This is a genomic window from Streptomyces sp. NPDC088794, assembly GCF_044750545.1.
GTDB lineage: Bacteria > Actinomycetota > Actinomycetes > Streptomycetales > Streptomycetaceae > Streptomyces.
Window position 1 is genome coordinate 746,114 of the sequence record NZ_JBIVKB010000002.1, and the last position, 26,413, is coordinate 772,526.

The following is a 26,413-nucleotide window of genomic DNA, read 5'->3' on the forward strand; positions in this document are numbered from 1 at the left end:
TCATGCGCATCCGAACGTCCTTCCCTTACGAGACGACCCACGAGGACCTCCGTGTCCGGCTGCCCGACGGAACGCGGTTGTACGCCCGCGTATGGCGACCGCTCACCGAGGAGCCCGTACCCGCGCTCCTCGAGTACCTGCCGTACCGCCTGACCGACTGGACCGCGCCCCGCGACGCCCAGCGGCACCCCTGGTACGCCGGGCACGGCTACGCCTCCGTCCGGGTCGACGTGCGCGGGCACGGCAACAGCGAGGGCATGCCCAGTGACGAGTACTCGGCGACCGAGCTGGCCGACGGGGTCGAGGTGGTCAACTGGCTTGCCGCGCAGCCCTGGTGCGACGGCAAGGTGGGCATGTTCGGCATCTCCTGGGGCGGCTTCAACTCCCTCCAGCTCGCGGCCCTCGCGCCCGAGCCGCTCAAGGCGGTCGTCACCGTCTGCTCGACGGACGACCGTTATGACAACGACGTGCACTACATGGGTGGTTCCGTCCTCGCCGTCGACATGCACGCGTGGGCGGCGACCATGCTCGCCTTCGTCTCCCGCCCGCCGGACCCGCTCCATGTGGGCGAGGAATGGCGGGACATGTGGCTCAAGCGCCTGGAAGCGGTCGACCCCTTCATCCACACCTGGCTGGCCCACCAGACCCGGGACGACTACTGGCGGCACGGCAGCGTCTGCGAGGACTACGGCGCGATCGACGCGGCCGTCCTGGCGGTGGGCGGCTGGCACGACCCGTACCGCGACACCGTGCTGCGGCTCGTCGAGCACCTCCCGGCGGACCGGGTACGCGGGCTGATCGGCCCGTGGTCCCACCAGTACCCGGACCGAGGCCTGCCGCCGGGACCGGCGATCGGCTTCCTCCAGGAGACCCTGCGCTGGTGGGACCACTGGCTCAAGGGCAAGGACACCGGCGTCATGGCCGACCCCCTGCTGCGCTCCTACGTCAGCGACTCGCACCCGCCGGCCACGGTCTACGACACCCTGCCCGGCCGTTGGGTCGGCGAGCCGGCCTGGCCCTCGCCGCACGTCAAGACGACGACGTACGGGCTGCGGGGCGCGCCCGCGATCGTCCGGTCGCCCATGCACACCGGTGTGGACGCGGGCCGGTTCTTCCCCTTCGGGAACGACGCCGATCTGCCGCCGGACCAGCGGGACGAGGACGCGCGCTCGGCGTGCTTCGAGTTCGAGGTGCCGGCGGAGACCTGGGTGCTGGGGCGGCCGAGGGTGCGGTTGCGGCTGACCTCGGAGGTGGCGCGGGGGCAGGTGATCGCCCGGCTGTGCGATGTGGCGCCGGACGGTTCGTCGACGCTGGTCACCCGGGGGGCGCTGAACCTGTCGGCGCGGTTCGGGCGGGAGCGGGCGGTGCCCTGGACGCCGGGCGCGGTGGAGGACGTGACCTTCGAGCTGAACGGCATCGGGTACGCCATTCCGGCCGGGCATCGCATCCGGCTCGCGGTGTCCTCGGCGTACTGGCCGTGGATCTGGCCCCAGCCGGAGTCGGCGGCCGGCTTCACGATGGACCCGGAGGGCAGCGCGCTCGAACTCCCGGTGCGGGAGCGGGAGTCGACGGACGGCATTCGCTTCGAGGAGCCCGAGGAGGCCGAGCCGCTCGGGGTCAACCACCCGGCCACGCTGGACGAGTCGCGGCCCGAGCGGCTGGTCGTGCGCGATGTCGCGAAGGGTGAGTGGCGGCTGGAGGTGGATCCCCGGTACGGCGGCACCCGCGTGTATCCGGACGGCCTGGAGTTCACCGAGGACGCGCTGGAGACGTACACGATCGACGAGACGGATCCGTTGTCGGCGCGCGCCCGATCCGACTGGTCGATCCGGCTGCACCGGCCGGAGCAGGCCTGGGACACCACCGTGCGCACCCGGCCGGAGATTACTTGCGACGAAACGGACTTTATTACGTCGAATGAGGTGATCTGCACCGAGGGCGGCGAGGTGATCTTTCACCGGACCTGGGAGAAGAGGGTTCCGAGAACTGCCAGTTGAGGATGAATGCCCGTTTTGCCGTTCTTCATCCTGCCGTGACTTGGGTCACGCGAATCTGTGCGCGGCCTGTGCCCCGACATGTCGGCGTTTCGCCTTTCGCCGCTTGCCAGTTGACCCTTGGCAGGCGCAAAGGATCAAGCGCCTCATAGGCCTCAGACCAAGGTCAATAGGGTTGATGCGTGAATCCGGTACTTGTTCCGGACATGTGCTCTCGCATACGTTCCCGCCCTGTCGGGTGGAACGCCGAATCCTGCCGCCGCCCGGCATCCCAGTCACGAACTCACCGCACGGCAGGAGCGGGGGACCCAGGTAAGTCGCCGGACCGGTCAGCACGACCGGGACGGCTCGGGGTTAAGTCACGTCCGCAAGGGCGTGGCCGGGCACCTCCCAGCCCGAACCCGACAGCTCACCTCGCAGGCGACGGAGAGGAACCTCGTCATGCCTGCATCCGCTCAGCACCGTCGCAGCCGCAACTCCCGCCTCGTCCGCAAGCTCGCCGTGCTCGGCACGGGGGCCGCGGTGCTCGCCCTCCCCGTCATCGGCGCGACCAGCGCGTCCGCGGCTCCCTCGTCGACGGTGACCGCCGCGTCGCTGGGGTACTCCAACACCCTCGACGGCTGGATCCGCGCCTCGCTCCAGGTCATGGCGCAGAACGGGATCCCGGGCACGTACGACGGCATCTACCGCAACGTGATCCGTGAGTCGTCCGGCAACCAGTACGCCATCAACAACTGGGACTCCAACGCCGCGGCCGGCACCCCGTCCAAGGGCCTGCTCCAGGTGATCGACCCGACCTTCGCCGCGTACCACGTGGCCGGCACGTCGTTCGACCCCTACGACCCGGTCGCGAACATCACGGCGGCGTGCAACTACGCGGCGGCGGTGTACGGCTCCATCGACAACGTGTACGGGGCGTACTGACTCCGTCGGATCGGTCGCGATGGGTAGTGCCGCGATGTGTTCGTTTGCGGCTGCGGCGCCGTCGTGGCTGGTCGCGCCCACGCGGCGGAGCCGCAAATTGACACAGCCCCGCGCCCCTGAGGCCCTTCGGGCCTTGGGGGCGTTCGGCCTCGCTGCGCTCAGCTGAACAGTCGTTCCAGGACTACGGCGATGCCGTCTTCCTCATTCGATGTCGTCACCTCGTCCGCCACCGCCTTGAGTTCGGGGTGGGCGTTGGCCATGGCCACTCCGTGGGCGGCCCAGTCGAACATGGGGATGTCGTTGGGCATGTCGCCGAAGGCGATCGTCTCGTGCGGGCCCAGGCCCAGGTGACGGGCGGCCAGAGCCAGGCCCGTCGCCTTCGTGACTCCGCATGGCTGGAGTTCGACGGTGCCGGGTCCCGACATGGTGACGGTGGCCAGTGAACCGACCACGGTGCGGGCGGTTGTCGCCAACTCGTCGTCGGACAGGTCGGGGTGGCGCAGCAGCACCTTGCTGATCGGTTCGTGCCACAGGTCGTCGCGTCGGCCGACCCGGACGGCGGGCAGCGTGGGGTGCGGCATGAGGTAGCCGGGCTCGATGAGGGTGAGTCCGTCCACGCCGTCCTGGTCCACGGCCGCGTACACCTGCCCGACCTCCGCCTCGATCTTGCCGAGCGCGGTCTCGGCCAACTCCCGGTCCAGCGTGACCGACCAGAGCAGCCGGTCCGCGCCGGCGTCGTACACCTGCGCGCCCTGCCCGCACACCGCGAGCCCCTTGCTGCCCAGGTCGTCGAGGAGCGGGCGCACTCTCGGGGCCGGCCGTCCGGTCACGACGAGATGGCGGGCCCCGGCGCCGACCGCCCGCGCGAGCGCGGCGAGAGACCGGTCGGAGAGGGTGTCGTCGCCCCGGAGCAGGGTGCCGTCCAGGTCCGTGGCGATGAGTGAATATGCGAGGGGTGCGGCCATGATCAGAGAATACGGATGGAAAGCCCGGCTAACTCGACGCGAACCGGACGGTTGCTGCCTACATATGCGTTGAGGGGCGGACGGTGCTCCGCGCACGCCACTCGCGCCGCGCTCACGCCGACTCGCGGATCACCAACTCGGTCGGCAGCAGCACCCCCGCCGTGTCCTCCCCGGCGATCTGCGCGAGCAGCATGCGGACCATCTCGGCGCTGATGCGGTCGTAGGGCTGGCGCATGGTGGTGAGGGCCGGGGTGCCCGCGGTGGCCGCGGCCGAGTCGTCGAAGCCCCCGACAGCGATGTCATCGGGGACCGAACGGCCGGACTGCTGAAGGGTGTTGACGACCCCGAGGGCCATCAGGTCGGAGGCCACGAACACCGCGTCCATGTCCGGGGCCTGGCTGAGGAGCCGGCGGGCCGCCTCCTCGCCGCCGGTGCGGCGGTAGTCGCCCTCGACGACGAGCGCCGGGTCGTAGGGCAGGCCCGCCTCGGTGAGGACGTCGCGGTAGCCGGCCAGCCGGTCGGGGCCGCCCGCCGTGTCGAGCGGTCCGGTGACCATGCCGATACGGCGTCGGCCGCGCGCGATGAGATGGCGCACCATCTCCTGGGCGCCCTCGCGGTCGGCCGCCGCCACGTAGCTGACCTTGGAACCGATGCCGACCGGCTTGCCGCAGGCCACCAACGGGATGCACGCGTCGCGGAGTTCGGCGGCGACCGGGTCTCCGCCGTGGTTGGAGACGAGCAGGACGCCGTCGACATGGCCCGATGTGATGTACCGGGTCAGCCGGCGACGGTCGTCCTCGGACGAGGCCAGCATCAGCAGCAGCGGGATGTCGTGCCGGGCCAGGTGCTCGGTGCAACCCCGCAGCAGCACATTGAAGTTGGGGTCCTCGAAGAACTTCTCCTGCGGCTCGGTCAGGAGGAACGCCACCGAGTCCGACCGGCCCGTACTCAGGCTGCGGGCATGCCGGTTGACGACGTACCCCGTCTTCCTGATCGCCGACTCCACCGCGCCGCGCGCGGCCGGCGAGACGTAGTGGCCCCCGTTCAGGAACCGGGAGACGGTCCCCCGGGAGACCCCTGCCTCCCGGGCCACGTCGTGGATGGTGGGCGGTTTGCGCCTCACGCCTTGACCGAGCCGCTGAGCAGGTCGAGGGACCAGAAGCGCTGGTTCACCAGGAAGAGCGCGATCAGCGGCAGGATCGCGAGGAAACAGCCCATGATGACCAGGGTGTAGAGCGCGGGCTGCGAGGCGCCCTGGTTGAGCAGGGTGTAAAGGCCCAGCGTGATCGGGAACTTGGTGTCGTCCGCGAGCATCACGTACGGCAGCAGGAAGTTGTTCCAGATGCCGACGAACTGGAACAGGAACACCGTGATGAGGCCCGGCATCATCATCGGCACCGCGATCCGCGAGAAGATCCGCCACTCGCTCGCGCCGTCCATGCGGGCGGCTTCCAGGAGTTCGGCGGGCACGGAGGCGGCCGCGTAGATGCGGACGAGATAGACCCCGTACGGGGAGAGGATCGACGGCAGGAGCATCGACCAGTACGAGTCGGCCAGGCCCAGCTTCGACAGCAGCAGGTACTGCGGGACCGTCAGCACGATGCTCGGGACCAGGACGCCGGCCAGCATCAGCTTGAAGACGAACTCCCTTCCCCTGAAGGCGAACCGGCCCAGCGCGTAGCCGCCGGCGGCCGAGACCGCGGCGGAGAGCAGGGCGCCGCCGCCCGCGTAGAGAAGGGAGTTGGCCATCCACTCCCAGTAGATGCCGTCCCGGTAGGAGCTCAGCTCCTTGAGGTTGTCGAGGAAGCCGGTGCCGGGGGCGAAGGTGAAGGTGGAGAACAGTTCGCCCTGGCCCTTGCTCGCCGCGATGACCACCCAGGCCACGGGGATCAGGCAGTACAGCGAGCCGATGATCAGCACCACGGTGGGCACCCAGGCGGTGCGCCTCGGCTTGCTGAGCCCCTGGTTGGTGTCGGCGGTGAGGGTGAGGGGGGTCATGCCCGGTCCTCCCGGGTGTAGCGGTCGGAGACGCGCAGCAGCGTGAAGGAGAGCGCGAAGGTCGCCAGGGCCAGCACCACGGCGGTGGCGGAGGCGCCGTAGATGTCCGACCTGAGGAAGGCGGCGTCGTAGATGGCCATCAGCGGACTCCAGGAACTGGAGAGGCCGTTGGTCAGCGGCTTGAGCGCCATGGGCTCGGTGAAGACCTGGAGCGTGGCGATGACCGAGAAGAAGAACGTGAGCACCAGCGACGGCATCACGATCGGGATCTTGATCCGCAGGGCGATCTTCAGGTCGGACGCGCCGTCGATGCGGGCGGCCTCGTAGATCTCCTGCGGGATCGAGCGCAGAGCGGTGTAGATCACGATCATGTTGAAGCCGGTGCCGCCCCACACCGCGATGTTCGCGAAGGACAGGTACAGGTTGCCGCCGTCGAACAGGTCCGGCTGCGGGAGACCGAACTCGCGCAGGAGGAAGTAGAAGGGGCTGACCGTCGGCAGGTAGAGGAAGCCCCACATCAGGGCGGCGATGATGCCGGGGACGGCGTACGGCAGGAAGATCGCGAGGCGGGCGAACTTGGCGCTGCGCGCCTGCGGGGTGTCCAGCATCAGCGCGAAGACCAGCGCCAGACCGAGCATCGTGGGGATGACGATCAGGCCGTAGCCGAAGGCGCGCAGGACGCTGTGCCCGAACTCGGAGTCCTCGAAGACGGCGGTGTAGTTGCCGATGCCGTTCCACACCTGCTCGCGGGCGCCCTTGCCGAGGCCGATGCCCTTGACCTGGACCTTGTGGAGACTGAGCCACACCGCGTACCCGATCGGCACGACGGTGAAGGCGGCGAACAGGAGCACGGCCGGTACGAGGAACCAGTACGGCGCGCTGCGGCCACGACGGAGGCGGCGGGGGCGGACGGAGGTGGCGGTGCCGTCCGCCAAGGGCCCGGCCGTCAGCCGGTCGGTGCCCTTGAGCGGCGTGCTGGTCATGCCTCGGTCACCTTGAAGCCCTGCTTCTTCATGTCGGTGAAGGTCGACGACTGCATGGTGGCGAGCGCGGTGTCGAACTGGGCGGCCTTCTTCGCCTTGGTGGCCTTGCCGAACGCGTCGCTGAAGGTGTCGTAGGCGACCTGGACGTTCGGGCCCCAGGCGGACGCGGCCGTGGTCGCGGCGATCTTGGCGGCCGTGTCGTAGAAGTCGGTCTGGTTCGGGAAGAACGCGGGCGGGGTGAGCACCGAGCCGGACTGGCCCTTGGTGGCCGCCGGGTAGATGCCGGCCTCCTTGACCAGGGCGGCCAGCGCCTCCGGGTCGGTGTTCAGCCAGTTCGCGAACTTGGTCGCGGCCTCGGCGTGCTTGGAGTCGGTGGAGACACCGGTGGAGGAGCCGCCCCAGCTGCCGGTGACGTCCTCGCCCGCGCTCCACTGCGGCAGCGGCGCCATCCGCCACTTGCCCTTGGTGTCGGGGGCCGAGCTGACCAGCACACCCGGCGCCCACACGGCGGAGACCCAGGCGAGGTGGGTGCCCTTGTTCAGGGCGTTGTTCCAGGCCGGCGTGTACATCGGCTGGTTGTCGATCGCGCCTTCCTGGACCAGGCCGCCCCAGAAGTCGGCGACCTTCTTGGTCGCCGCGTCGTCGATGCCGACGGTCCACTTGCCGCCGTCGCCCACGGTCCACCACTTGGCGCCGGCCTGCTGCGCCAACCCCGCGAACAGGCCTGGGTCGTTGGAGGAGAACGTCGTCAAGTAGGCGTCCGGAACCGCCTTCTTGGCGGCGCGGGCGGTCTTGGCGAAGTCGTCCCAGGTGGTCGGGACGGTGAGGTTGTGCTTCTTGAACAGGTCCTCGCGGTAGAAGAACATCAGCGGGCCCGAGTCCTGCGGTATCGCGTAGACCGCGTCCGTGCCGAGCGTGACCATGCCCCAAAGGCCCTCGGCGAACTGGGACTTGGCGGACTTCGCGTACTTCGAGATGTCGGCGAGCACGTCGTTCGAGACCAGCGTCGGCAGCGACTGGTACTCGACCTGGATCAGGTCGGGGGCGTTGCCCGCCTTCTTCGCGGTGATCAGCTTGGAGACGATGTCCTTGCCGGCGGCCTGCTTGGAGACGGTGACCGTGACGTCCGGGTTCTTCTTGTTCCAGATCGCGGCGACCTTCTCCATGTTCGGCGCCCAGGTCCAGTAGGTCAGCTTGACGGGCCCGCTGCTCTCGCCGGAGTCGTCGTCGGAACCGCCGCAGGCGGCGAGGGTGCCGGTGAGGCCGACAGCTGCTGCCCCGGCAAGGATGCTGCGCCTGCTGAGTTGGTGGCGGTGGATCGACATCTTCATCTCCCCTGACTGAACGGCTCTGTGATCGTGCACAGTAGAGAAGCGTTTCGGACCCTTGTCAATGGATGAAGCGTGGGGTTACCTACCTGTTGTCGACGGATGACACCCTCGATTGGCTATGTGCACGATCACAGAAACAGGAGCGAACTTCATGCCGTCCCCCGCCCCGCACGACCGCCCGCCGCTCGCTTTCGGGGGTGACTACAACCCCGAGCAGTGGCCACCGGAGGTGTGGGCGGAGGACGTACGGCTGATGCGTGAGGCCGGGGTCACGACGGTCTCCCTCGGCGTCTTCTCCTGGGCCCGCATGGAGCCCCGCCCCGGCGCGTACGACTGGGAGTGGCTCGACACGGTCATCGGCCTGCTGCACGAGGCCGGCATCTCGGTGAACCTCGGCACGCCCACCGTCGTACCGCCGGCGTGGTTCTACCGGGCACACCCCGACGCCCTCCCCGTGACCCGCGAGGGCGTCCGCCTGTCCTTCGGCTCACGCGGCGCGATCTGCCACTCCAACCCGGAGTACCGGGCGGCGGCGGCCACGATCACTCGCGCGCTGGCCGAGCGCTACGGCAGCCACCCCGCGGTGGTCCTGTGGCACGTCCACAACGAGTACGGCGCACCCGTCCTCGCCTGCTACTGCGACACCTGCGCGACGGCCTTCCGGGGCTGGCTGCGAGACCGGCACGGCACGCTCGACGCCCTCAACGAAGCCTGGGGGACCGCCTTCTGGGGCCAGCAGTACGGCGACTGGGAGGAGATCACCCCGCCCCGCGCGACCCCGTCCGTGTGCAACCCGACCCAGCAACTGGACTACCGGCGCTTCGCCGACGCCCAGGCCCGCGCCAACTTCGTCGCCGAGCGGGACATCCTGCACCGGCTCTCCCCCGGCGTCCCCGTCACCACCAACTTCATGGTCGCGCCCAGCCAGGGCCAGACCGTCGACTACTGGGCCTGGGCGAAGGAGGTCGACCTCGTCACCAACGACCACTACCTGATGACCGACGGCCGCCGCACCCACGTGAACCTGGCGCTGGCGGCGGACTTGACGCGGTCGGTGGCCGGCGGCGGCCCGTGGCTGCTGCTGGAACACGCCACGTCCGGGGTCAACTGGCAGCCGTACAACCCCGCGAAGCGCCCCGGCGAGATGGCGCGCAACTCACTCGGGCACGTGGCCCGGGGTTCCGAGGGCGCGATGTTCTTCCAGTGGCGGCAGTCGCGGTCGGGCGCGGAGAAGTTCCACACCGCGATGCTGGCGCACGCCGGGACGGACAACCGGGGCTGGCGCGAGGTGACCGAACTCGGCCGCCGTGTCGCGGACTTGGGCCTGGCCGGCCTGCACGGCACGCGGACCCGGGGTGACGTGGCGATGGTGTGGTCGTGGGACTCCTGGTGGGCGCAGAGCCTGGAGTGGCGGCCGAGCCAGGACCTGGACGCGCGGGAGCGGCTGGATTCCTTCTACGAGGCCCTGTACGACCGGCACTTGACGGTGGACTTCCTGCCGCCGACGGGGTTGGGGGATCTGGACCCGGCGCGGTATCCGCTGCTGGTGGTACCGCAGTTGTACGCGGCGCCGGTCGGGGTGGGGGCCGATCTGGAGCGGTACGTGGCGCGGGGCGGGACGCTGTTGGTGTCGTTCTTCTCGGGGATCGTCGACGAGAACGACACGCTGCATCCCGGGGCGTATCCGGGGGCGTTGCGGGATGTGCTCGGGCTGACGGTCGAGGAGTTCGATCCGTTGCTGCCCGGCGAGACGGTGGGCGTGCGGCGGGTCGGGGGCGGCGGCGAGTCCGAGTCGTACGAGGCCGACCTGTGGTCCGAGGTGGTGGTGCCGGGCGACGGCTGCGAGGTCGTCGCGGTCTTCGCCGAGGGTCGTACGGCGGGCGGGGCGGCGCTGACGCGGCACGCGGTGGGGTCGGGGGCGGCGTGGTACCTGGCGACGCGGCTGACCGGCGCCGACCTGGCGGCCGTGGTCGATCTCGCCCTCGCGGACGCCGGAATAGCCCCCGGTGACTTGCCTCGCGATGTCGAACTCGTCGTCCGGGAGGGCGAGTCGGGGACGTTCCGGTTCTACGTGAACCACACCGGGGGCGAGGTGAAGGTGGTGCTGCCGGACGGGAGCCGGGCGGCGGTGCCCGCGGGCGGGGTGGAGGTGTTCCGGGACCCGCGCTGATCCTCTGCTCAACTCGCTTGTTTCTTCGGTTACTTGGTGAAAGGAAGCTTCGTGATGCGCAGACGCAGTGTGCTGACGGCGGCGGGTGCGGTGGCACTGTCGATCCCGGTGGTGACGGCGGCACCGGCGGTCGCCACGGACCGGCGCCGGCTGGAGATACGAGGGATGGACATCTCCTCCCTCCCCAAGGACGAGGCGTTCGGGGCCGTGTACCGCCGGGCGGACGGCCGCCGGGACGATCCGATCCGCATCCTGGCGGACGCCGGTGTGACCCACGCGCGCCTCAAGGTCTGGGTGAACCCGGCCGACGGCTACAACAACAAGAAGCGGATCCTGCCGCTGGCCAGGCGGTTGCGCCGGGCGGGCATCGGCATCTGGGTCGACTTCCACTACTCCGACACCTGGGCGGACCCGGCGCACCAGTCCAAGCCGGCCGCCTGGGCGGACCTGGATGTGGCCGGCCTGACCAGGGCCGTCTACGACCACACCGCCGACGTACTGGGCGCCCTGCGCCGCCAGGGCACCCCGGCCGACCTCGTGCAGATCGGCAACGAGATCAACGGCGGCCTGCTCTGGCCCACCGGCAAGAACTGGGGTGACGACGCCGGGGGTTGGGGCAACCTGACGACGTTCCTCAAGGCCGGCCTCAGCGCGGCCCGCGACACCACGCCCCGCGTCCGCACGCTGCTCCACATCGCCTCGGGCGGCGACAACGGCACGTCCCGCTGGTGGTTCGACAACGTGGTGGCCGACGGGGTGGACTTCGACGTCATCGCCCAGTCGTACTACCCGTTCTGGCACGGCACCCCGGCGGCAGCGGCGGCCAACCTGGCGGATCTGGCGGCCCGTTACGGCAAGCCGGTGGTGATCGCGGAGACGGCGTACCCGTTCACGCTGGAGAGCGAGGACGCGACGAACGACATCCTGTACGACCCGTCGCAGCTGACGGAGGGGTATCCGGCGACGCCTGCGGGACAGGCGGCCTGGCTGCGCACGGTGGCCGACCTGATGGCGGGCGTGCCCGGCGGCAAGGGGCTGGGCTACTGCTACTGGGAAGGCGTCTGGACCTACCGGGCCGGCGACGGCTGGGACCCGACCGACCCGACGTCCGGCAACGCGTGGGAGAACCTGGCGCTGTTCGACTTCCAGGACAGGGCGCTGCCGGGACTGCGGACCCTGGGCCGGTACCGGGGAGATTCGTAGTGCGATCGCCGGCCGGGTGAGCGGACTGTCGGCCGGGTGAGCGGACGAGTCGGACCGTCCTCACCCGGCCGGACCCTCGACTACCCGTGCGCCGCCGCCAGATGCTTCGCCAGTCGCGGTGACGCGAACTCCGTGCCGCACACGAACCGCATCACCGGGCCGTACGAGGACGCGGCCGGCAGGCCCGTGAAGTACAGGCCCGGGATCGACGAGACGTATCCCGCGCCCAGCTTCGGCGCGCCGCGGCTCACCGCGAGGTGGGTGCGCAGTTCGTGGCCGAGGAAGTCCATGGCCGCTATGTCGACGCGGTATCCGGTGGCCGCGATGACATGGTCCGCGGTGAGCCGGTCGGTGCCGCCGGCGTGGGTGCGGACCGTGAGGGTGGGGCTGCCGTCGGTCGCGTCGGCGCCGACTATCCGGTCCACCTCGCTGACCTGGACCTTGCCCTCGAAGCGGTCGCGCAGCCACCAGGCGCCGAGCGGGCCGAGGACGCGCCGGACGAGATAGTGGCGGGTCTGGGCCGGGAGGTGGCGGTAGGGCTGCGGGTAGTAGCTGAGCGCCCAGAGGGACCAGGCGCGGCCGAACGGCGACTCGGGGCGCAGTTTCGGCTGCTGCCAGGGCGGCGCCCCGAAGGCGACCCGGCCGCGGCCGCGGGAGACCACCCGCACCTGCGCGCCCGCCTCCGCCGCCAGCGCCGCCGTCTCCAGCGCGGACTGGCCCGCGCCGACGACGATGAGTTCCTTGCCGGCGTAGCGCGTGAGGTCGTGCTGCTGGGAGCTGTGCGAGACCGGGCCCACGGGGGTCGGTCCGTCCGGCGCGGCGGCCGCGAGCTCCGGGGGCAGTTGCTCGAGGCCGGACAGGCCGGTGGCCACGACGACCGCGCGGGCGGTGAACGACTCGCCGGAGTCCAGCTTCAGGTCGAAGCCGCCGCCGTCCCGCCGGTCGACGGAGACCACCCGCACCTGCTCCAGCTCGGGCACGAGCTTCTGCCGGAACCACTCGCCGTAGGCGATGAAGGTCTCGACCGGGATGATGTCCTCGTCGGTGACCAGGCGGGGTATGCCCGCCGCGTCGCAGTAGTCGACGAGGTCGTGCCCGGGCTGCGGGGCATCGAAGTTGGAGGCGACCGGGGTCGACTTCAGCAGCATGCCGACGGGCATGTGGTCGCGCCAGCTGACCATGGGGTCGCCGAAGACGCGCACCGGAATACCGCGGGCTCGCAGGTGGGCGGCGGTCGACAGGCCGAACGGCCCGGCGCCGATGACAGCTACCGGTTGCAACACGAAGTCCCTCCCCAGGACGTCTTTCTTCGTCACTTCGTGGCCGGCTCGGGCGGTCGGTACTCCTGGCCGGATACCGGCCAGGCGCCGGCTAGCCGCCCGAACCGGTCGTGCTGCCGCGGCGGTTGGTGCGCCACAGCTGATACAGGTGCTTCGCGCCAGGTCGCACGAAGCGGGTGAGCATCGTGAGGAACGGCAGCGGGTCGTCACCCGCGAGCCAGGCCAGCTCCGTCCCGCTCGCGCGCGCCGGTGCGTGCGGCGTCGTATAGCCGCTGCGGCGGTAGGCGAGCAGGGCGGGCAGGTCGATGTTCTCCACGATGTACCGGTGGCCTGCGCGCTGTTCCCCCTCCGGGACGCAGCGGCCGGTCAGATCCAGGTGCATGGCGCGGACGACGTCCACTCCCGACTCGCTCTCGAAGAGCCGGAACTGGGCGCCCATGCGGGGGTTGAAGTCGAGCAGTTTGTACTGTCCGTCGCGCCGGTCGAAGCGCAGGTCGAGGTCGATGATGCCGGTGAAGCCGATCTGCTTGATGAAACGTGCGGCGAGATCAGCGAGTTCCGGATTGTCGACGACATACGCGTTCGCGGTCATTCCGGCGTGCGGCGGCCAGGAGCGGACCTTCACTCCTGTGAACATCGCGCGCGGGGTCGCGTCCTGGTCGAAATAGGCGTGCACGATCCAGTCCTCGGCCTCCTCCCGCGGGAGGTACTCCTGGAGGATCACGCCGGGGTGCTCGCCCCAGTCGCGGGCGAGCGTGAGCAGGCCCTCGCGGGTGGCGATCCTCGTCGTGCCGTTCACCGCGGGCCGCTTGCGCCGCAGGAACGCCTCGCGGTTCTTGGCCACCACCGGGAAGGTGGCCTTCTCTGCGAAGTCCACGATCTCCTCGTACGACTGCGGGAACCCGGCCGTCGGGCTCGGGATGCCGTGCTCCACGCACAGTTCGTGCAGGCCCTGTTTGCTGGCCAGTTGGCGGGGCAGGGCGGGCTCCACGCGCGGGAAGAGGAAGTGGCCGGCGAGTCCGTCCTGGTGCTCGGCGATCAGGACGGCGGCCTCCTCGTCCGTCGGAATCAGCACGGTGGGGCGGCCGATGCGGCGTCCGATCCGCAGCAAGCCCTCCACCAGGTGATCGGGGTCCTCGGTGCCGGTGGTCGGCCAGACGAAGGCCTTCTTGAGATAGCGGCTCGCGGCGGCGGGCGTGTAGGCGTCCTCCGTGATCGCGTACATCGGCACGCCGAGACGGCCGAGGCTGCGTATCGCGCCCACGCCGCCGTGGTGCAGCGGATAGTCGCCGAACTTCACGATCAGTCCGGGCACTTCACGATCAGCCTCAAACGGCACACTGGCAGCGCTTTTGGCCACGGGTCCCCCCACGCGTCCCCCTCTACGGACCGGACCCACCCCGTCCGTGTCCCCCAAAGGACGCTAAGCCGGAATTGGGGCGTCCGACAAGGCCAATTCGGACATTGCAAACTCTTTAGACACTGTCAGGACAGGCAACTCGGCCGTAACGTGTGGCACGGCCGCATGTCAGAACGCGACACATGGTGAGAGTGAGGCAGTACCGCATGCCCCCCTTCAACGTCCCCGAGGGCGACCCTTTCGGTGTCCACAACCTTCCGTACGGCGTCTTCTCGCGCGCGGGATCCGACGGGCGGACGGTGGGCGTCCGGCTCGGCGACCACGTCCTCGACGCGGGCGCGGCGGCGCGGGCGCTCGCTTCGCCGTACGCTGCCCTGCTCGCCCGCCCCTCGCTGAACCCGCTGCTCGCGGCCGGCCCCACGGCCTGGTCGGACGTCCGGCGCGCGCTGACGGGCTGGGTGACGGTCCCCGCGCACCAGGAGACGATCGCGCCCTTCCTGTACCCGCTGGCGTCGGTCACGCTCCACCTCCCCTTCGAGGTCGCGGACTACGTCGACTTCTACGCGTCCGAGAACCACGCGCGGAACGTCGGACAGATCTTCCGCCCGGACGCCCCCGACCCGCTGACCCCCAACTGGAAGCACCTGCCCATCGGTTACCACGGCCGGTCGGGCACGGTGGTGGTCTCGGGCACGGATGTCGTACGACCCTCGGGGCAGCGCAAGGCGCCCACCGACCCGGCACCCGTCTTCGGCCCCTCCGTCCGCCTGGACATCGAGGCGGAGGTCGGTTTCGTGGTCGGCGCGCCCTCGCCGATGGGCGGGTCGGTCGCGCTCGGCGACTTCCGGGACCACGTCTTCGGGCTCTGTCTGCTCAACGACTGGTCCGCACGCGACCTCCAGGCCTGGGAGTACGTCCCCCTCGGCCCGTTCCTCGGCAAGTCCTTCGCCACCTCGGTGTCGGCGTGGATCACCCCGCTGGACGCCCTGGAGGAGGCCGCGGTGGCGCCGCCGGAGCGCACGCACGCGTTGCTGCCGTATCTGGACGACGGCGCCGCCGGGATCGACCCGGGCGGCTACGACATCCGGATCTCCGTCGCGATCAACGGCCATGTCGTCTCCGAGCCGCCCTTCTCCACCATGTACTGGACGGCCGCCCAGCAGTTGACCCACATGACCGTCAACGGCGCCTCCCTGCGCACCGGGGACTTCTACGGCTCCGGCACGGTGAGCGGGCCCGAGCGGTCGCAGCGCGGGTCCCTGCTTGAACTGACCTGGAACGGGACCGAACCTCTGGAACTCCCCGACGGCAAGCGGACGTTCCTGGAGGACGGGGACGTCGTCACGCTCTCGGCATGGGCACCGGGACCGGGCGGGGTCCGGGTGGGGTTGGGCGAGGTGACCGGGCGGATCGTGGCGGGGGCGGAGTAAGGGGAGGGCCGGGAGGACGGGGGTCGGGTGCGTCCCGGGGTGAAGGCGAGTCGGGTGTGACGGCGGTTCTACGGGGCGTAGTGGGTCTTTCTCATGTCCTGACGTCCGGCTCCGGCACCGGCATACTGGCGACGGGCGGAGCGGCCGCGGGCGGACCACGCGCCGAGCCCCTCGCCCCGTACCGCACCTCTCCTTCCTCCGACCAGGATCCGGAGCCCATGGCATGACCGATGGCATGACCGTCTGCCTGCTCCTGCTGAGCGTCGTCGCCCTCACGGCCGCCGTGCCGGTGCCGCGCGCCCTGGTGCGGGCCGCGTGGCCCGACCGGGAACCCGTGGTCGCGCTGTGGGTGTGGCAGTGCCTGGTGGCGACCGTCCTGCTGTGCTGTCTGACGGCGCTCGTGCTGGGCGCCGCGGCCGTCTTCCACACGGTCCGCGACCACGTCTTCGCACCGGCGCCACCGGCCGTGACCGCGGCCTATGACCTGTCCGCCGCGCCGGTCTGGGCCGCCGCCCTGACCTTGCTGCTGGCCTGCGGCGCGGCCTGGACGACGGCGATGCTCGCCCGCGAGCTGGTCGAGGCGCGCCGGCACCGCGGCCAGGCCAGGGCCCAGTTGCGCGAGCGGGCGCCCGAACTGCCCGGCGGCCTGGAGGAGGCGGCACGCGGGCCGCTCCTGGTGCTGGAGGACGAGTACCCGGACGCCTGGTGGATGCCGGGTCACCCGCCCCAGCTGGTGGTCACCACCGGCGCCCTGCACCGCCTCACCGACCCCCAGCTGGAATCGGTCCTCACCCACGAGCGCGATCACGCTCGTGCTCACCACGACTGGCTGCTGCATCTGTCGACGGCGCTCGCGACGGGCTTTCCCCGGGTGCCGCTCTTCGCCCACTTCTGCGACCAGACGCACCGGCTGGTGGAGCTGGCCGCGGACGACACGGCGTCCCGTCGCTGCGGTCACCTCACCACCGCGCTGGCCCTGATCGAGCTGAACCAGCACCGGGGTGTCCTCTCCTGCGCCTCCAGTCACCGGCTGCTGGGTGAGCGGGTGGACCGGCTGCTACAGCCTCCGGCTCGCCTCGGGCGCCGTCACCGGGCTCTGACTGCGACGGTGGCGACGCTGGTGCCGCTGCTCCCCCTGCTGATCACGTTCGCTCCCGGGTTGACGGCGTTGAGCTGACAGCGCTGCGCCGACCGGCAGTACGAGGCACCGACCTGGTCGGCAGTGGCAGATGTAGCCCGACAGCCGCCGTTCCCCCAGCTCAACCGCCTCACCGGCGGAGCCCCCGGTGGCGCAACACTCCCGCAACACTCCATTCCCTACCGGCTCGCTATGGTTCGAAACATGCCATCCAGCGACCGCGTCCGGGACCACGCAGGGCAGGGTGCGACCACCGTCGCCGCCCACCGTGCGCGGCGTCGGCTGCGCGCCGACCAGGCACGGCAGCTCGCCGATCTGCTCCGCCACCAGCTGCTGGCCGGCGGGTTCCCGGACGGCACGCTCCCGCACGAGACGACCCTCGCCGCCGACTACCGCGCCACCCGCAACACGGTCCGCGAGGCCCTGGACCTGCTCAGGGCCGAGGGGCTGGTGGAACGACTCCCCGGTGTCGGCACCGTGGTGGTCGCCGAGAAGTTCCCGCACGGCCTGGACCGGCTGATGGGCCTCGCGGAGACCCTCCGCGAACACGGCCGGGTCACCAACGAGGTCCGCACGATGGGCCCCGCCTCAGCACCCGCCCCGGTCGCCGAACGCCTGCACGTCCCGCCCGGCTCGGACGTCCTCTACATCGAACGTCTGCGCCGCCTGGACGGCCTTCCCCTCTCGCTCGACCTCACCTACATCCCGCTCGACATCGGCACCGCCCTGCTCGGCGCGGACCTGGAGAACACCGACGTCTTCCGCCTCCTGGAAGCCATCACCGGCCACTCCCTCGGGCACGCCGAGATCACCCTGGAGGCGGTGAACGCGGACACCCACTCCGCCGCCGTACTCGAGGCCCCGCGCGGCGCGGCCGTCCTGATGCTGGAACGCCTCACGTATCTCGACGACGGCCGCCCGGTCGACCTGGAGTTCATCCGCTTCCGCGGCGACCGCATCACGATGAGCGGCCTCCTGCACCGCTCGCTGTGACAGCGCCTCTCTGACTCCGCCCCTTTTCCCCACCCCACTCCCTGACTTGCTGGACCTTCCTGGAGACAGCCATGCCCTTGGCGCCCCAGCGGGCCGACGTGCCCGTGACCATCGACGAGTCGAAGTGCATCGACGGCTGCACCCTCTGCGTCGACATGTGCCCCCTGGACTCCCTCGCCATCGACGAGAGCAACGGCAAGGCCTACATGCACGTCGACGAGTGCTGGTACTGCGGCCCGTGCGCGGCTCGCTGTCCCACCGGAGCCGTGACGGTCAACATGCCCTATCTGCTCCGGTGAGAGGCCCGAACCCCTATGAAACGCACGGCAGTTGCCCTGGCCACGGCCGCCCTGCTGCTCCCGCTCTCCGGCTGCGGCGGCAGCGCGGAGGCCGGTAGCGGCTCCACGGTGACGATCACCGTCGGCTACCAGTCCAAGACCATCAACACGGTCACCGCGGGCACCCTCCTGCGCTCCCTCGGCTACTTCGAGAGAGACCTCGACGCCCTCCACGACGGCCACACCTACAAGGTCGACTGGCAGGACTACGCCACCGGCGCCCCCATCACCGCGCAGATGACCGCCGGGAAGATCGACATCGGCTCGATGGGCGACTTCCCGCTGCTCATCAACGCGGCCCGCGGCAAGCAGCTCGGCAAGCCGACCCGCCTGGTCTCCGTCACCGGCTACAACCTCCGCGGCGGCCTCAACACCGTCGTCACCGCACCCGACTCCACACTCACCTCCCTCACGGACCTGAAGGGCAAGAAGGTCTCCACGAGCATCGGCTCGGCCGCCGACGGCACCCTCGTACGCGCCCTCCAAGAGGCCGGCATCGACCCCGACAAGGGCATCGAGAAGCTCAACCAGCAGCCCGCGGTGGGCGCTTCGGCCCTCGCCGCCGGCAGCGTGGACGCACTCTCCCAGTTCGTCGCCTGGCCCGGCCTGCTCACCTACCAGGGCAAGGCGAAGGCCCTGTACGACGGCGCCCAGCTGAACCTCCCCACCTTCCACGGCGTCACCGCCCGCCAGGACTTCGCCCAGCAGCGCCCCGCCGTCCTGGAGGCCTTCCTCAAGGCCCAGTCCGAGGCAACGGACTACCTGAACGCCCACCCCGTCGCCGCCGCCGAGAAGGTCGCCAAGGCCACCGAACTGCCCGCCGAGGTCGTCTACCTCTACAACGGCGCCCACGGCATCGCCACCTTCGACCCGGCCGTCAAGCCCCAACTCGTCGCCGCCCTGAAGGAAGACGTCTCCGTCCTCAAGGCCGCGAAGCTGACCGGCGACGTGGACGTGGACTCCTTCGTCGACGACCAGTACGTCAAGAAGGCCCTCGGCGCGGACTACGCCACGCAACTCGCCGCGAGGCCGGCTGCCGCCGCGAGCGAGGTGTGGCCGAAGGGGGCGACGGGAGCGGCGGGTTCGACGGGCTCGACGGGTTCGACGGGTTCGACGGATTCGACGGATTCCGAGAAGACGCTCGCCTTCAAGTCCCCGGCCGAGCTGCTGAGTTACGTGGCCAAGCACCGGAACGGCATCCGCGCCGCTTACGTCCCCGACGCCACCACCGGCACCCTCTGGTTCGCCGACAAGGCGGTGTGGGTGGCTGATGGCGAGGAGTTGCTGCCGTTCGTGGCACCGGCGACCGCGCAGGCGTACATCGCCGGGCACGGGGGCGCCCGTGTCATCACGTACGCCGATGCGCTGGAGCAAGCCTCGTGAGCGGGCGTCCGAAACAGGTGGGCCGGTACGCGCTGCGGCTCGGCTCGCCGGCCGCCGCCCTCGGCATCTGGCAGCTGCTGACCAGCCTGGACGTCGATCTGTGGCTGCGCTTCTCGCAGTTCCCCACGGTCGCCGACGTGGCCCACGCCTTCGCCGACCGGGTGTCCGGCCCCGACTACTGGACCGACCTCACCGACAGCCTCACCCGCATCCTCACGGGCTTGCTGCTCGCCGCCGTCCTGGGCGTGGCCACCGGCGTGCTCGTGGCGCGCTCGCGGCTCGCCGAGGACCTGCTCGGTCCGGTCTTCGAGGTCCTGCGCCCGATCCCGGCCATCGCCCTCGTCCCCGTCGCGATCCTCCTCTTCCCCTCCAACGAACAGGGCATCGTCTTCATCACCTGCACCGCCGCCTTCTTCCCGGTCCTGGTCTCCACCCGGCACGCCGTCCGCGCCCTGACTCCCGTGTGGGAGGAGGCGGTTCGCACCATGGGCGGCAGTCGGTGGCGCGTGCTCGGCTCGGTCGTCCTGCCGGGCGCGCTGCCCGGCATCTTCGGCGGCCTGTCGGTCGGCATCGGCGTCTCGTGGATCTGCGTGATCTCCGCCGAGATGATCTCCGGCCAGTACGGCGTCGGTTACCGCACCTGGCAGGACTACACGATCGTCAACTACCCGGGCGTCTTCGTGGGCATGGTCACGATCGGCATCCTCGGCTGGCTCACGTCCACGGCGGTCGAGCTGCTGGGGCGGCGGCTTACGCGGTGGTTGCCGCGGGCGTCGTACGTGGCGGGTGGACGCCCTTCGCGGCGAGTGAGGGGCACTGGCACCGCGCCCGCGCGGGTCGCCCCCAGGAGCAACAGGAGTAGCGGGGGCAACGGGAGCAGCGGGAGCAAGGAGGACGTGTCCCATGACCAGCTCGTCTGAGGTCCGCACGGCAGGCTCTTCCGGCGGCCGTCCAGCCGACTCGTCGAGGGGTCGCCCAGCCGACTCGTCCGGTGGCCGCCCGGCAGACTCCTCCGGCACCCGCCCGGCATCCCCCCGCACCGGCGCCGCACTCGCCCTGCGCCAAGCCGCCCTCGGCCGACCGGGCGCGCCCGTGCTCGACGCCGTGGACCTCGCCGTCTCTCCCGGCGAGATCCTGACCGTCGTCGGCGCCTCCGGTTGCGGCAAGTCGACCCTGTTGCGCACGTTCGCCGGGCTGTTGTCGCCGCTCGCCGGTGAAGTCACCCAGGACGGACGTCCGTTGACGGGCCCCGCCACCGACCGTGCCCTGATCTTCCAGGAGGACGCCCTCCTGCCCTGGCGCTCCCTGCGCGCCAACGTCGAACTCCCCCTCGCCATCAAGGGGTTGCCGCGCGCCGAACGCCGCGCCCAGGCCGACTCCTGGCTCGACCGCGTCGGACTCGCCCCGCTCGCCCGGCAGTTGCCCCACCGCGTCTCGGGCGGGCAGCGCCAGCGCGCCCAACTCGCCCGTGCCCTCGCGGGCGCGCCGCGGGCCGTCCTCATGGACGAACCCTTCGGCGCCCTCGACGCCCAGACCCGGGCCGGCATGCAGGACTTGCTGGTGGAGGTGTTGGGCGGCACGGGCGCGACCGTCGTCTTCGTCACCCACGACGTGGACGAGGCGCTCTTCCTCGGCGACCGCGTGGCCCTCCTCGGCGCCGGCCGGCTGACCGCCGTACGCGAGGTGCCGCGCCCGCGCGACCGTACGGCGCACGACGACCCGGCGCGCACCGCGCTGCGGCGCGAAGTCCTCACCTCGCTCGGTACCTGACCCGGTACCCGACTCGGTTCCTGATTCGGTGCCTGACCCGGTACCTGAAAGGCCCTCCGGTGACCCCCGTGACCACTCCCCCGGTGACTCCTGTGAACACGCCCCCGGCGACTCGCGCGACCACTCCCCTGGAGATCCCCGCGCTCGCCGACGCCGAGGAACTGACCTGCGACGTCCTCGTCATCGGCGGCGGCACCGCCGGCACGATGGCCGCGCTGACCGCCGCCGAGCACGGCGCCGACGTGATCCTGCTGGAGAAGGCCCACGTCCGGCACTCCGGCGCCCTCGCCATGGGCATGGACGGCGTCAACAACGCGGTCATCCCCGGCCGCGCCGAGCCCGACGATTACGTCGCCGAGATCACCCGCGCCAACGACGGCATCGTCGACCAGTCCACCGTCCGCCAGACCGCCACCCGCGGCTTCGGCATGGTGCAGCGCCTGGAGTCGTACGGCGTGAAGTTCGAGAAGGACGAGCACGGCGAGTACGCGGTCCGCCAGGTGCACCGCTCGGGTTCGTACGTGCTGCCGATGCCGGAGGGCAAGGACGTCAAGAAGGTCCTGTACCGGCAGTTGCGGCGGCGCGAGATGCGCGAGCGGATCCGGATCGAGAACCGGGTGATGCCGGTGCGGGTGCTGACCGTCGAGGGGCGGGCCGTGGGGGCGGTCGGCTTCAACACGCGCACCGGCGCGTTCGTGGTGGTGCGCGCGGGTGCGGTGATCCTGGCCACCGGCGCCTGCGGCCGGCTCGGTCTGCCCGCCTCCGGCTACCTCTACGGCACCTACGAGAACCCGACCAACGCGGGCGACGGCTACGCGATGGCGTACCACGCGGGCGCCGAGCTCACCGGCATCGAGTGCTTCCAGATCAACCCGCTGATCAAGGACTACAACGGCCCCGCCTGCGCCTACGTCGCCAACCCGTTCGGCGGCTACCAGGTCAACCGGCACGGCGAACGCTTCGTCGACTCCGACTACTGGTCCGGCCAGATGATGGCCGAGTTCGCGGCGGAGGTGGCGTCGGACCGCGGGCCCGTGTACCTGAAGCTGAGCCACCTCCCGGAGGAGTCGATCTCCGCCCTGGAGTCGATCCTGCACTCCACCGAGCGCCCGACCCGGGGGACTTTCCACTCCGGCCGGGGCCACGACTACCGCACCCACGACGTCGAGATGCACATCTCCGAGATCGGCCTGTGCGGCGGCCACTCCGCCTCCGGCGTCCGCGTCGACGACCACGCCCGCACGACAATCCCCCGCCTGTACGCCGCCGGCGACCTGGCCTGCGTGCCGCACAACTACATGATCGGCGCGTTCGTCTTCGGCGACCTCGCGGGCGCGGACGCGTCCCAGTACGCGGCGTACGAAGGGGAGTTGCCGGCCGACCAGCTCCGCGAGGCGCACGAGCTGATCTACCGCCCGCTGGGCAACCCGGACGGCCCGCCGCAGACCCAGGTCGAGTACAAACTGCGCCGCTTCGTGAACGACTACGTGGCCCCGCCCAAGTCCGGCGCCCGACTCTCCCTGGCCCTCGAGGCGTTCGAGCGCATGCACGCCGACATCGCGGAGATGGGCGCGCGCACCCCGCACGAACTGATGCGCTGCGCCGAGGTCTCCTTCATCCGCGACTGCGCGGAGATGGCCGCGCGCGCCTCCCTGGCCCGCGCGGAATCCCGCTGGGGCCTCTACCACGACCGTCTCGACCACCCTCATCGCGACGACGCGTCCTGGTTCCACCACCTCGATCTGCACAAGTCCCCCTCTGGTGCGATGGAGTTCACGGCCCGTCCCGTGGCTCCCTACCTGGTCCCCATCGACGAGTTCACGCCCGTCGGCGGTCCCTCCCGTCACCTCGGCGAGGTCCACGCCGAGGACGTCGCCACCGCCGGCTCCCGGGACCTGGCCCCGGTCGCGACCGGTACGGGAGGCGTGGAAGGTGCGGGGGGTACAGAGGGCGCGGACCACGCCTCCACCCCGAACTCCCCCGAGCCCCGCCCCGAGGAGTCCTCCCGACGCCTCCTCGAACTGGTCGCCCTCGCCGACGAGCAGCCCGAACTCGATTCCCTGCGGCCCTACTTGACCGACCCGGCCGCCGCCGTCCGCCGCGAGGCCGTCGCCGTCCTCACCGAGACGGTCCCACCGGGCACCGGCCCCGCCCTCGCCGCGTCCCTCCGCGACACCGCCCCGGAAGTACGGGCCGCGGCCGCCGCCTCCCTGCGCGAACTCGTCGAGACACTCCCGCCCGAACCCGCCCTCCGCGACGGCCTGGTCGCCGCCCTGGCCGAGTCCGACCCGGTCGTCCGCGCCGCCTCCCTCGACGTCCTGCGCGCCCTGCACCTCGGCGACGCCGCGCTCTTCTCCGCCTCCCTCTCCGACACCGACATCCCCGTCCGCATCGAGGCCGTACGCGCCCTGGTCTCGGTCGACGCCGCCCCCGAACTGGCCCACGCCACCGACGACCCGTCCCGCGAGGTCCGCGTGACCATCGCGAAGGCGTTGGCGACGGTGACGGCGACGCGGCGGGCGCAGGTCCAGGGCGCGGACGGGGGCCACGGCACGCACGAGGCGCCCGACACTCACGTGGGTGGCGACCCCGACGAGGCCGACGTCATCCTGACCGCCCTCGCCCAACTCGCCGCCGACGCCGACCCCTTGGTCCAGGGCGCCGCCTACGGCGCACTCGGCACGACCGGCTGCCCGGCGCCTCTCGCCGCCCGCGCCGTCACCGCCCTGGCCGCCAGTGCCTGGCAGGTCAGGTCAGGCGCCGCGACCGCCCTCTCCGCCGCTGACTCCGACGTGGCCGTCCCCGCCCTCGCCAAGACCCTCGCCGACCCGAACGCCGACGTCCGCAAAGCCGCCGTGCTGGCCCTGACCCGCCACGGCGCCACCGAGGACGCCCGAGCAGCCCTCGCCACGGCCACGACGGACACCGACGCGGACGTCAGGGCGTACGCGGCACGGGCGCTGTGACGGTGCGGGGCGCTTTGCTGCGAGGCGCCCTCCGCACTGAGCCGACGCCGACCGGCCAGTCCCCTATATCCAGTCCTCCGGCTCCGGCTCCATGTCCATCTCGGGCCAGTAGTCGGCACCCGGATCGGCAGCGGTTGTCGGCGTCGCTCTTGCCGCTGCCGTCGTTTTCGGCGCCGCCGTCGATCTCGGCGCCGCCGTAGCCGCTGCCGCCGGTGTCGGGGCCGGTGTCGCCGTAGGAGCCACCTCCGGCGCGTCCCCCAGCCCCGCCAGCACCCCGATCACGCCCTCCCCGTACGTCGCCAGCTTCTTCTCGCCGACCCCGCTGATCGTGCCGAGCTGGGCTACCGACGTCGGCCAGACCGTGGCGATCTCGCGGAGGGTGGCGTCGTGGAAGATGACGTAGGCCGGGACGCCCTGTTCGCGGGCCTGTTCGGCACGCCAGGCCCGTAGCGCCTCGAAGGCCGGCTGGAGTGCCTCCGGCAGCTCCGCCGCGGCGGCCTTGGCCTTGCGGTCGCCCCGGCTGCCGGACGAGGAGCCCGACTTGGTGCCCGCCGGCTTCTTCGGCTCCTTGCGCAGCGGCACCTCCCGCTCGCGCCGCAGCACCGTTCCGCTGGCCTCGGTCAGCACCAGCGTGCCGTAGTCGCCCTCGACCGCCAGCAGTCCCTGCGCGAGCAACTGCCGTACGACGCCCCGCCACTCGGCCTCCGCGAGGTCCTCGCCGATGCCGAACACGGACAGCTGGTCGTGGTCGAACTGGATCACCTTGGCCGTGCGCTTACCCATGAGGATGTCGACGATCTGCACCGCGCCGAACTTCTGCCCCCGCTCGCGCTGCAGCCGCACCACCGTGGACAGCACCTTCTGGGCCGCGACCGTGCCGTCCCAGGTCTCCGGCGGGGTGAGGCAGGTGTCGCAGTTGCCGCAGCCGCTCGCGTCGGGGTCCTGGCCGAAGTAGGCGAGCAGTTGGCCCCGGCGGCACGCGGCCGTCTCGCACAGGGCCAGCATCGAGTCCAGGTGGGCGGCGGCGCGGCGGCGGAACGCCTCGTCGCCCTCGCTGGACTGGATCATCTTGCGCTGTTGTATGACGTCGTTGAGTCCGTAGGCCATCCAGGCCGTGGAGGGCATACCGTCACGGCCCGCGCGGCCCGTCTCCTGGTAGTAGCCCTCGACGGACTTGGGCAGGTCGAGGTGGGCGACGAAGCGGACGTCCGGCTTGTCGATGCCCATGCCGAAGGCGATCGTGGCGACGACCACGAGGCCCTCTTCGCGCAGGAAGCGGGACTGGTTCGCCGCGCGGGTGCCCGCGTCCAGACCGGCGTGGTACGGCACCGCCTCGACGCCGCTGCGGGAGAGGAACTCCGCCGTCTTCTCGACCGAGTTGCGCGAGAGGCAGTACACGATGCCCGCGTCGCCCGGGTGCTCCTCGCGCAGGAAGCTCAGCAGCTGCTTCTTGGGGTCGGCCTTGGGGACGATCCGGTACTGGATGTTGGGCCGGTCGAAGCTCGCCACGAAGTGGCGGGCCGTCGGCATGCCGAGCCGCTCGGTGATCTCCTGGTGGGTGGCGTGCGTGGCCGTCGCCGTGAGCGCGATCCGCGGGACGTCCGGCCAGCGCTCGCCCAGGACGGAGAGGGTCAGGTAGTCGGGGCGGAAGTCGTGGCCCCATGAGGAGACGCAGTGCGCCTCGTCAATCGCGAAGACCGAGATCTTGCCGCGGGAGAGCAGGTCCAGGCTGGAGTCGAGGCGCAGCCGCTCCGGCGCCATGTACAGCACGTCCAGCTCGCCGGCCAGGAACTCGGCCTCGACCACGCGCCGCTCGTCGAAGTCCTGCGTGGAGTTCATGAAGCCCGCGTTGACCCCGAGGGCCCGCAGCGCGTCCACCTGGTCCTGCATCAGCGCGATCAGCGGCGAGACCACGACGCCCGTGCCGGGTCTGACCAGGGCCGGGATCTGGTAGCACAGCGACTTGCCGCCGCCGGTCGGCATGAGGACCACGGCGTCGCCGCCGGCCACCACATGGTCGATGACCTCTTCCTGCTCGCCGCGGAAGGCCTCGTATCCGAAGACCCGGTGCAAGGTGGAGAGCGCTTCGCTCTCCGTGACCCCTGGCATCTCGCTGATCCCGCCCATCCCACGCATCGTCCCGTCCCCCGTACGTCGTCCCTCGACCACTGCGTCCACGATAGGGGC

The 26,413-nt window shown here is 71.0% G+C and carries 20 protein-coding genes and 1 riboswitch; of the genes, 12 read left to right on the forward strand and 8 right to left on the reverse strand.

The features are described from left to right. Positions 1-2 precede the first annotated feature (2 nt). Complete coding sequence (locus tag ACIP6U_RS08085; protein WP_401714183.1) at positions 3-1,997, forward strand: CocE/NonD family hydrolase; 1,995 nt, start codon at positions 3-5, stop codon at positions 1,995-1,997. 231 nt (positions 1,998-2,228) lie between these two features. Continuing rightward, positions 2,229-2,432, forward strand: a riboswitch (cyclic di-AMP (ydaO/yuaA leader). Positions 2,433-2,435: 3 nt separating this feature from the next. Further along, entirely contained in the window at positions 2,436-2,918 is a 483-nt protein-coding gene (locus tag ACIP6U_RS08090; protein WP_401714184.1) for a transglycosylase SLT domain-containing protein, read from the forward strand. A gap of 158 nt (positions 2,919-3,076) precedes the next feature. On the opposite strand, the gene ACIP6U_RS08095 is transcribed toward ACIP6U_RS08090, so the two are convergent. The 5 genes from ACIP6U_RS08095 to ACIP6U_RS08115 all read right to left on the reverse strand — a co-directional run bounded on the left by ACIP6U_RS08095 (position 3,077) and on the right by ACIP6U_RS08115 (position 8,195). Next, entirely contained in the window at positions 3,077-3,883 is an 807-nt protein-coding gene (locus tag ACIP6U_RS08095) for an HAD family hydrolase (protein ID WP_401714186.1), read from the reverse strand. A 112-nt stretch (positions 3,884-3,995) separates the two neighbouring features. Then, positions 3,996-5,006, reverse strand: coding sequence for a LacI family DNA-binding transcriptional regulator (locus ACIP6U_RS08100; RefSeq protein ID WP_401714188.1), 1,011 nt, complete (start codon positions 5,004-5,006; stop codon positions 3,996-3,998). After that, positions 5,003-5,881 (reverse strand): carbohydrate ABC transporter permease, encoded by an 879-nt coding sequence (locus tag ACIP6U_RS08105; protein WP_401714190.1) that lies wholly within the window; start codon positions 5,879-5,881, stop codon positions 5,003-5,005. Before ACIP6U_RS08105 ends, ACIP6U_RS08100 begins: the two co-directional genes overlap by 4 nt. Then, positions 5,878-6,864, reverse strand: a complete 987-nt coding sequence (locus ACIP6U_RS08110; RefSeq protein WP_401714192.1) for a carbohydrate ABC transporter permease — start codon at positions 6,862-6,864, stop codon at positions 5,878-5,880. The genes ACIP6U_RS08105 and ACIP6U_RS08110 overlap by 4 nt, the downstream gene beginning before the upstream one ends. Further along, the gene (locus ACIP6U_RS08115) at positions 6,861-8,195 is read right to left on the reverse strand and encodes an ABC transporter substrate-binding protein (protein WP_401714193.1); all 1,335 of its coding nucleotides are present in this window, start codon (positions 8,193-8,195) and stop codon (positions 6,861-6,863) included. The genes ACIP6U_RS08110 and ACIP6U_RS08115 overlap by 4 nt, the downstream gene beginning before the upstream one ends. A gap of 151 nt (positions 8,196-8,346) precedes the next feature. On the opposite strand from ACIP6U_RS08115, the gene ACIP6U_RS08120 reads away from it, so the two are divergent. Then, positions 8,347-10,365, forward strand: coding sequence for a beta-galactosidase (locus ACIP6U_RS08120; RefSeq protein WP_401714195.1), 2,019 nt, complete (start codon positions 8,347-8,349; stop codon positions 10,363-10,365). Between the two features lie 54 nt (positions 10,366-10,419). Next, positions 10,420-11,568, forward strand: a complete 1,149-nt coding sequence (locus tag ACIP6U_RS08125; protein ID WP_401714197.1) for an arabinogalactan endo-beta-1,4-galactanase — start codon at positions 10,420-10,422, stop codon at positions 11,566-11,568. 80 nt (positions 11,569-11,648) lie between these two features. Here ACIP6U_RS08125 and ACIP6U_RS08130 read toward each other — a convergent pair whose 3' ends face one another. After that, complete coding sequence (locus ACIP6U_RS08130; protein ID WP_401714199.1) at positions 11,649-12,851, reverse strand: FAD-dependent oxidoreductase; 1,203 nt, start codon at positions 12,849-12,851, stop codon at positions 11,649-11,651. Positions 12,852-12,939: 88 nt separating this feature from the next. After that, positions 12,940-14,187 (reverse strand): ATP-grasp domain-containing protein, encoded by a 1,248-nt coding sequence (locus ACIP6U_RS08135; protein WP_401714200.1) that lies wholly within the window; start codon positions 14,185-14,187, stop codon positions 12,940-12,942. A 227-nt stretch (positions 14,188-14,414) separates the two neighbouring features. Here ACIP6U_RS08135 and fahA point away from each other — a divergent pair, with 227 nt between their 5' ends. The 8 genes from fahA (at position 14,415) to ACIP6U_RS08175 (ending at position 24,226) form a co-directional block, all read left to right on the forward strand. Continuing rightward, on the forward strand, positions 14,415-15,638 hold the full coding sequence (gene fahA / locus ACIP6U_RS08140) for a fumarylacetoacetase (protein WP_401714202.1): 1,224 nt from the start codon (positions 14,415-14,417) through the stop codon (positions 15,636-15,638). Between the two features lie 235 nt (positions 15,639-15,873). Continuing rightward, positions 15,874-16,815, forward strand: coding sequence for a M56 family metallopeptidase (locus ACIP6U_RS08145; protein WP_401714435.1), 942 nt, complete (start codon positions 15,874-15,876; stop codon positions 16,813-16,815). 165 nt (positions 16,816-16,980) lie between these two features. Beyond that, complete coding sequence (locus ACIP6U_RS08150) at positions 16,981-17,769, forward strand: GntR family transcriptional regulator (protein ID WP_401714204.1); 789 nt, start codon at positions 16,981-16,983, stop codon at positions 17,767-17,769. 71 nt (positions 17,770-17,840) lie between these two features. Next, positions 17,841-18,068, forward strand: a complete 228-nt coding sequence (locus ACIP6U_RS08155; protein WP_010986276.1) for a ferredoxin family protein — start codon at positions 17,841-17,843, stop codon at positions 18,066-18,068. Between the two features lie 15 nt (positions 18,069-18,083). Then, the gene (locus ACIP6U_RS08160) at positions 18,084-19,490 is read left to right on the forward strand and encodes an ABC transporter substrate-binding protein (protein WP_401714207.1); all 1,407 of its coding nucleotides are present in this window, start codon (positions 18,084-18,086) and stop codon (positions 19,488-19,490) included. Positions 19,491-19,507: 17 nt separating this feature from the next. Beyond that, a complete protein-coding gene (locus ACIP6U_RS08165; protein ID WP_401714436.1) occupies positions 19,508-20,410 on the forward strand; it encodes an ABC transporter permease in 903 nt (300 codons plus the stop codon). Beyond that, positions 20,394-21,260, forward strand: a complete 867-nt coding sequence (locus ACIP6U_RS08170) for an ABC transporter ATP-binding protein (protein ID WP_401714209.1) — start codon at positions 20,394-20,396, stop codon at positions 21,258-21,260. The genes ACIP6U_RS08165 and ACIP6U_RS08170 overlap by 17 nt, the downstream gene beginning before the upstream one ends. A gap of 68 nt (positions 21,261-21,328) precedes the next feature. Then, positions 21,329-24,226, forward strand: coding sequence for a fumarate reductase/succinate dehydrogenase flavoprotein subunit (locus ACIP6U_RS08175; RefSeq protein ID WP_401714211.1), 2,898 nt, complete (start codon positions 21,329-21,331; stop codon positions 24,224-24,226). A 63-nt stretch (positions 24,227-24,289) separates the two neighbouring features. On the opposite strand, the gene recQ is transcribed toward ACIP6U_RS08175, so the two are convergent. Beyond that, positions 24,290-26,362 (reverse strand): DNA helicase RecQ, encoded by a 2,073-nt coding sequence (gene recQ / locus ACIP6U_RS08180; RefSeq protein WP_401714437.1) that lies wholly within the window; start codon positions 26,360-26,362, stop codon positions 24,290-24,292. Positions 26,363-26,413 lie beyond the last annotated feature (51 nt).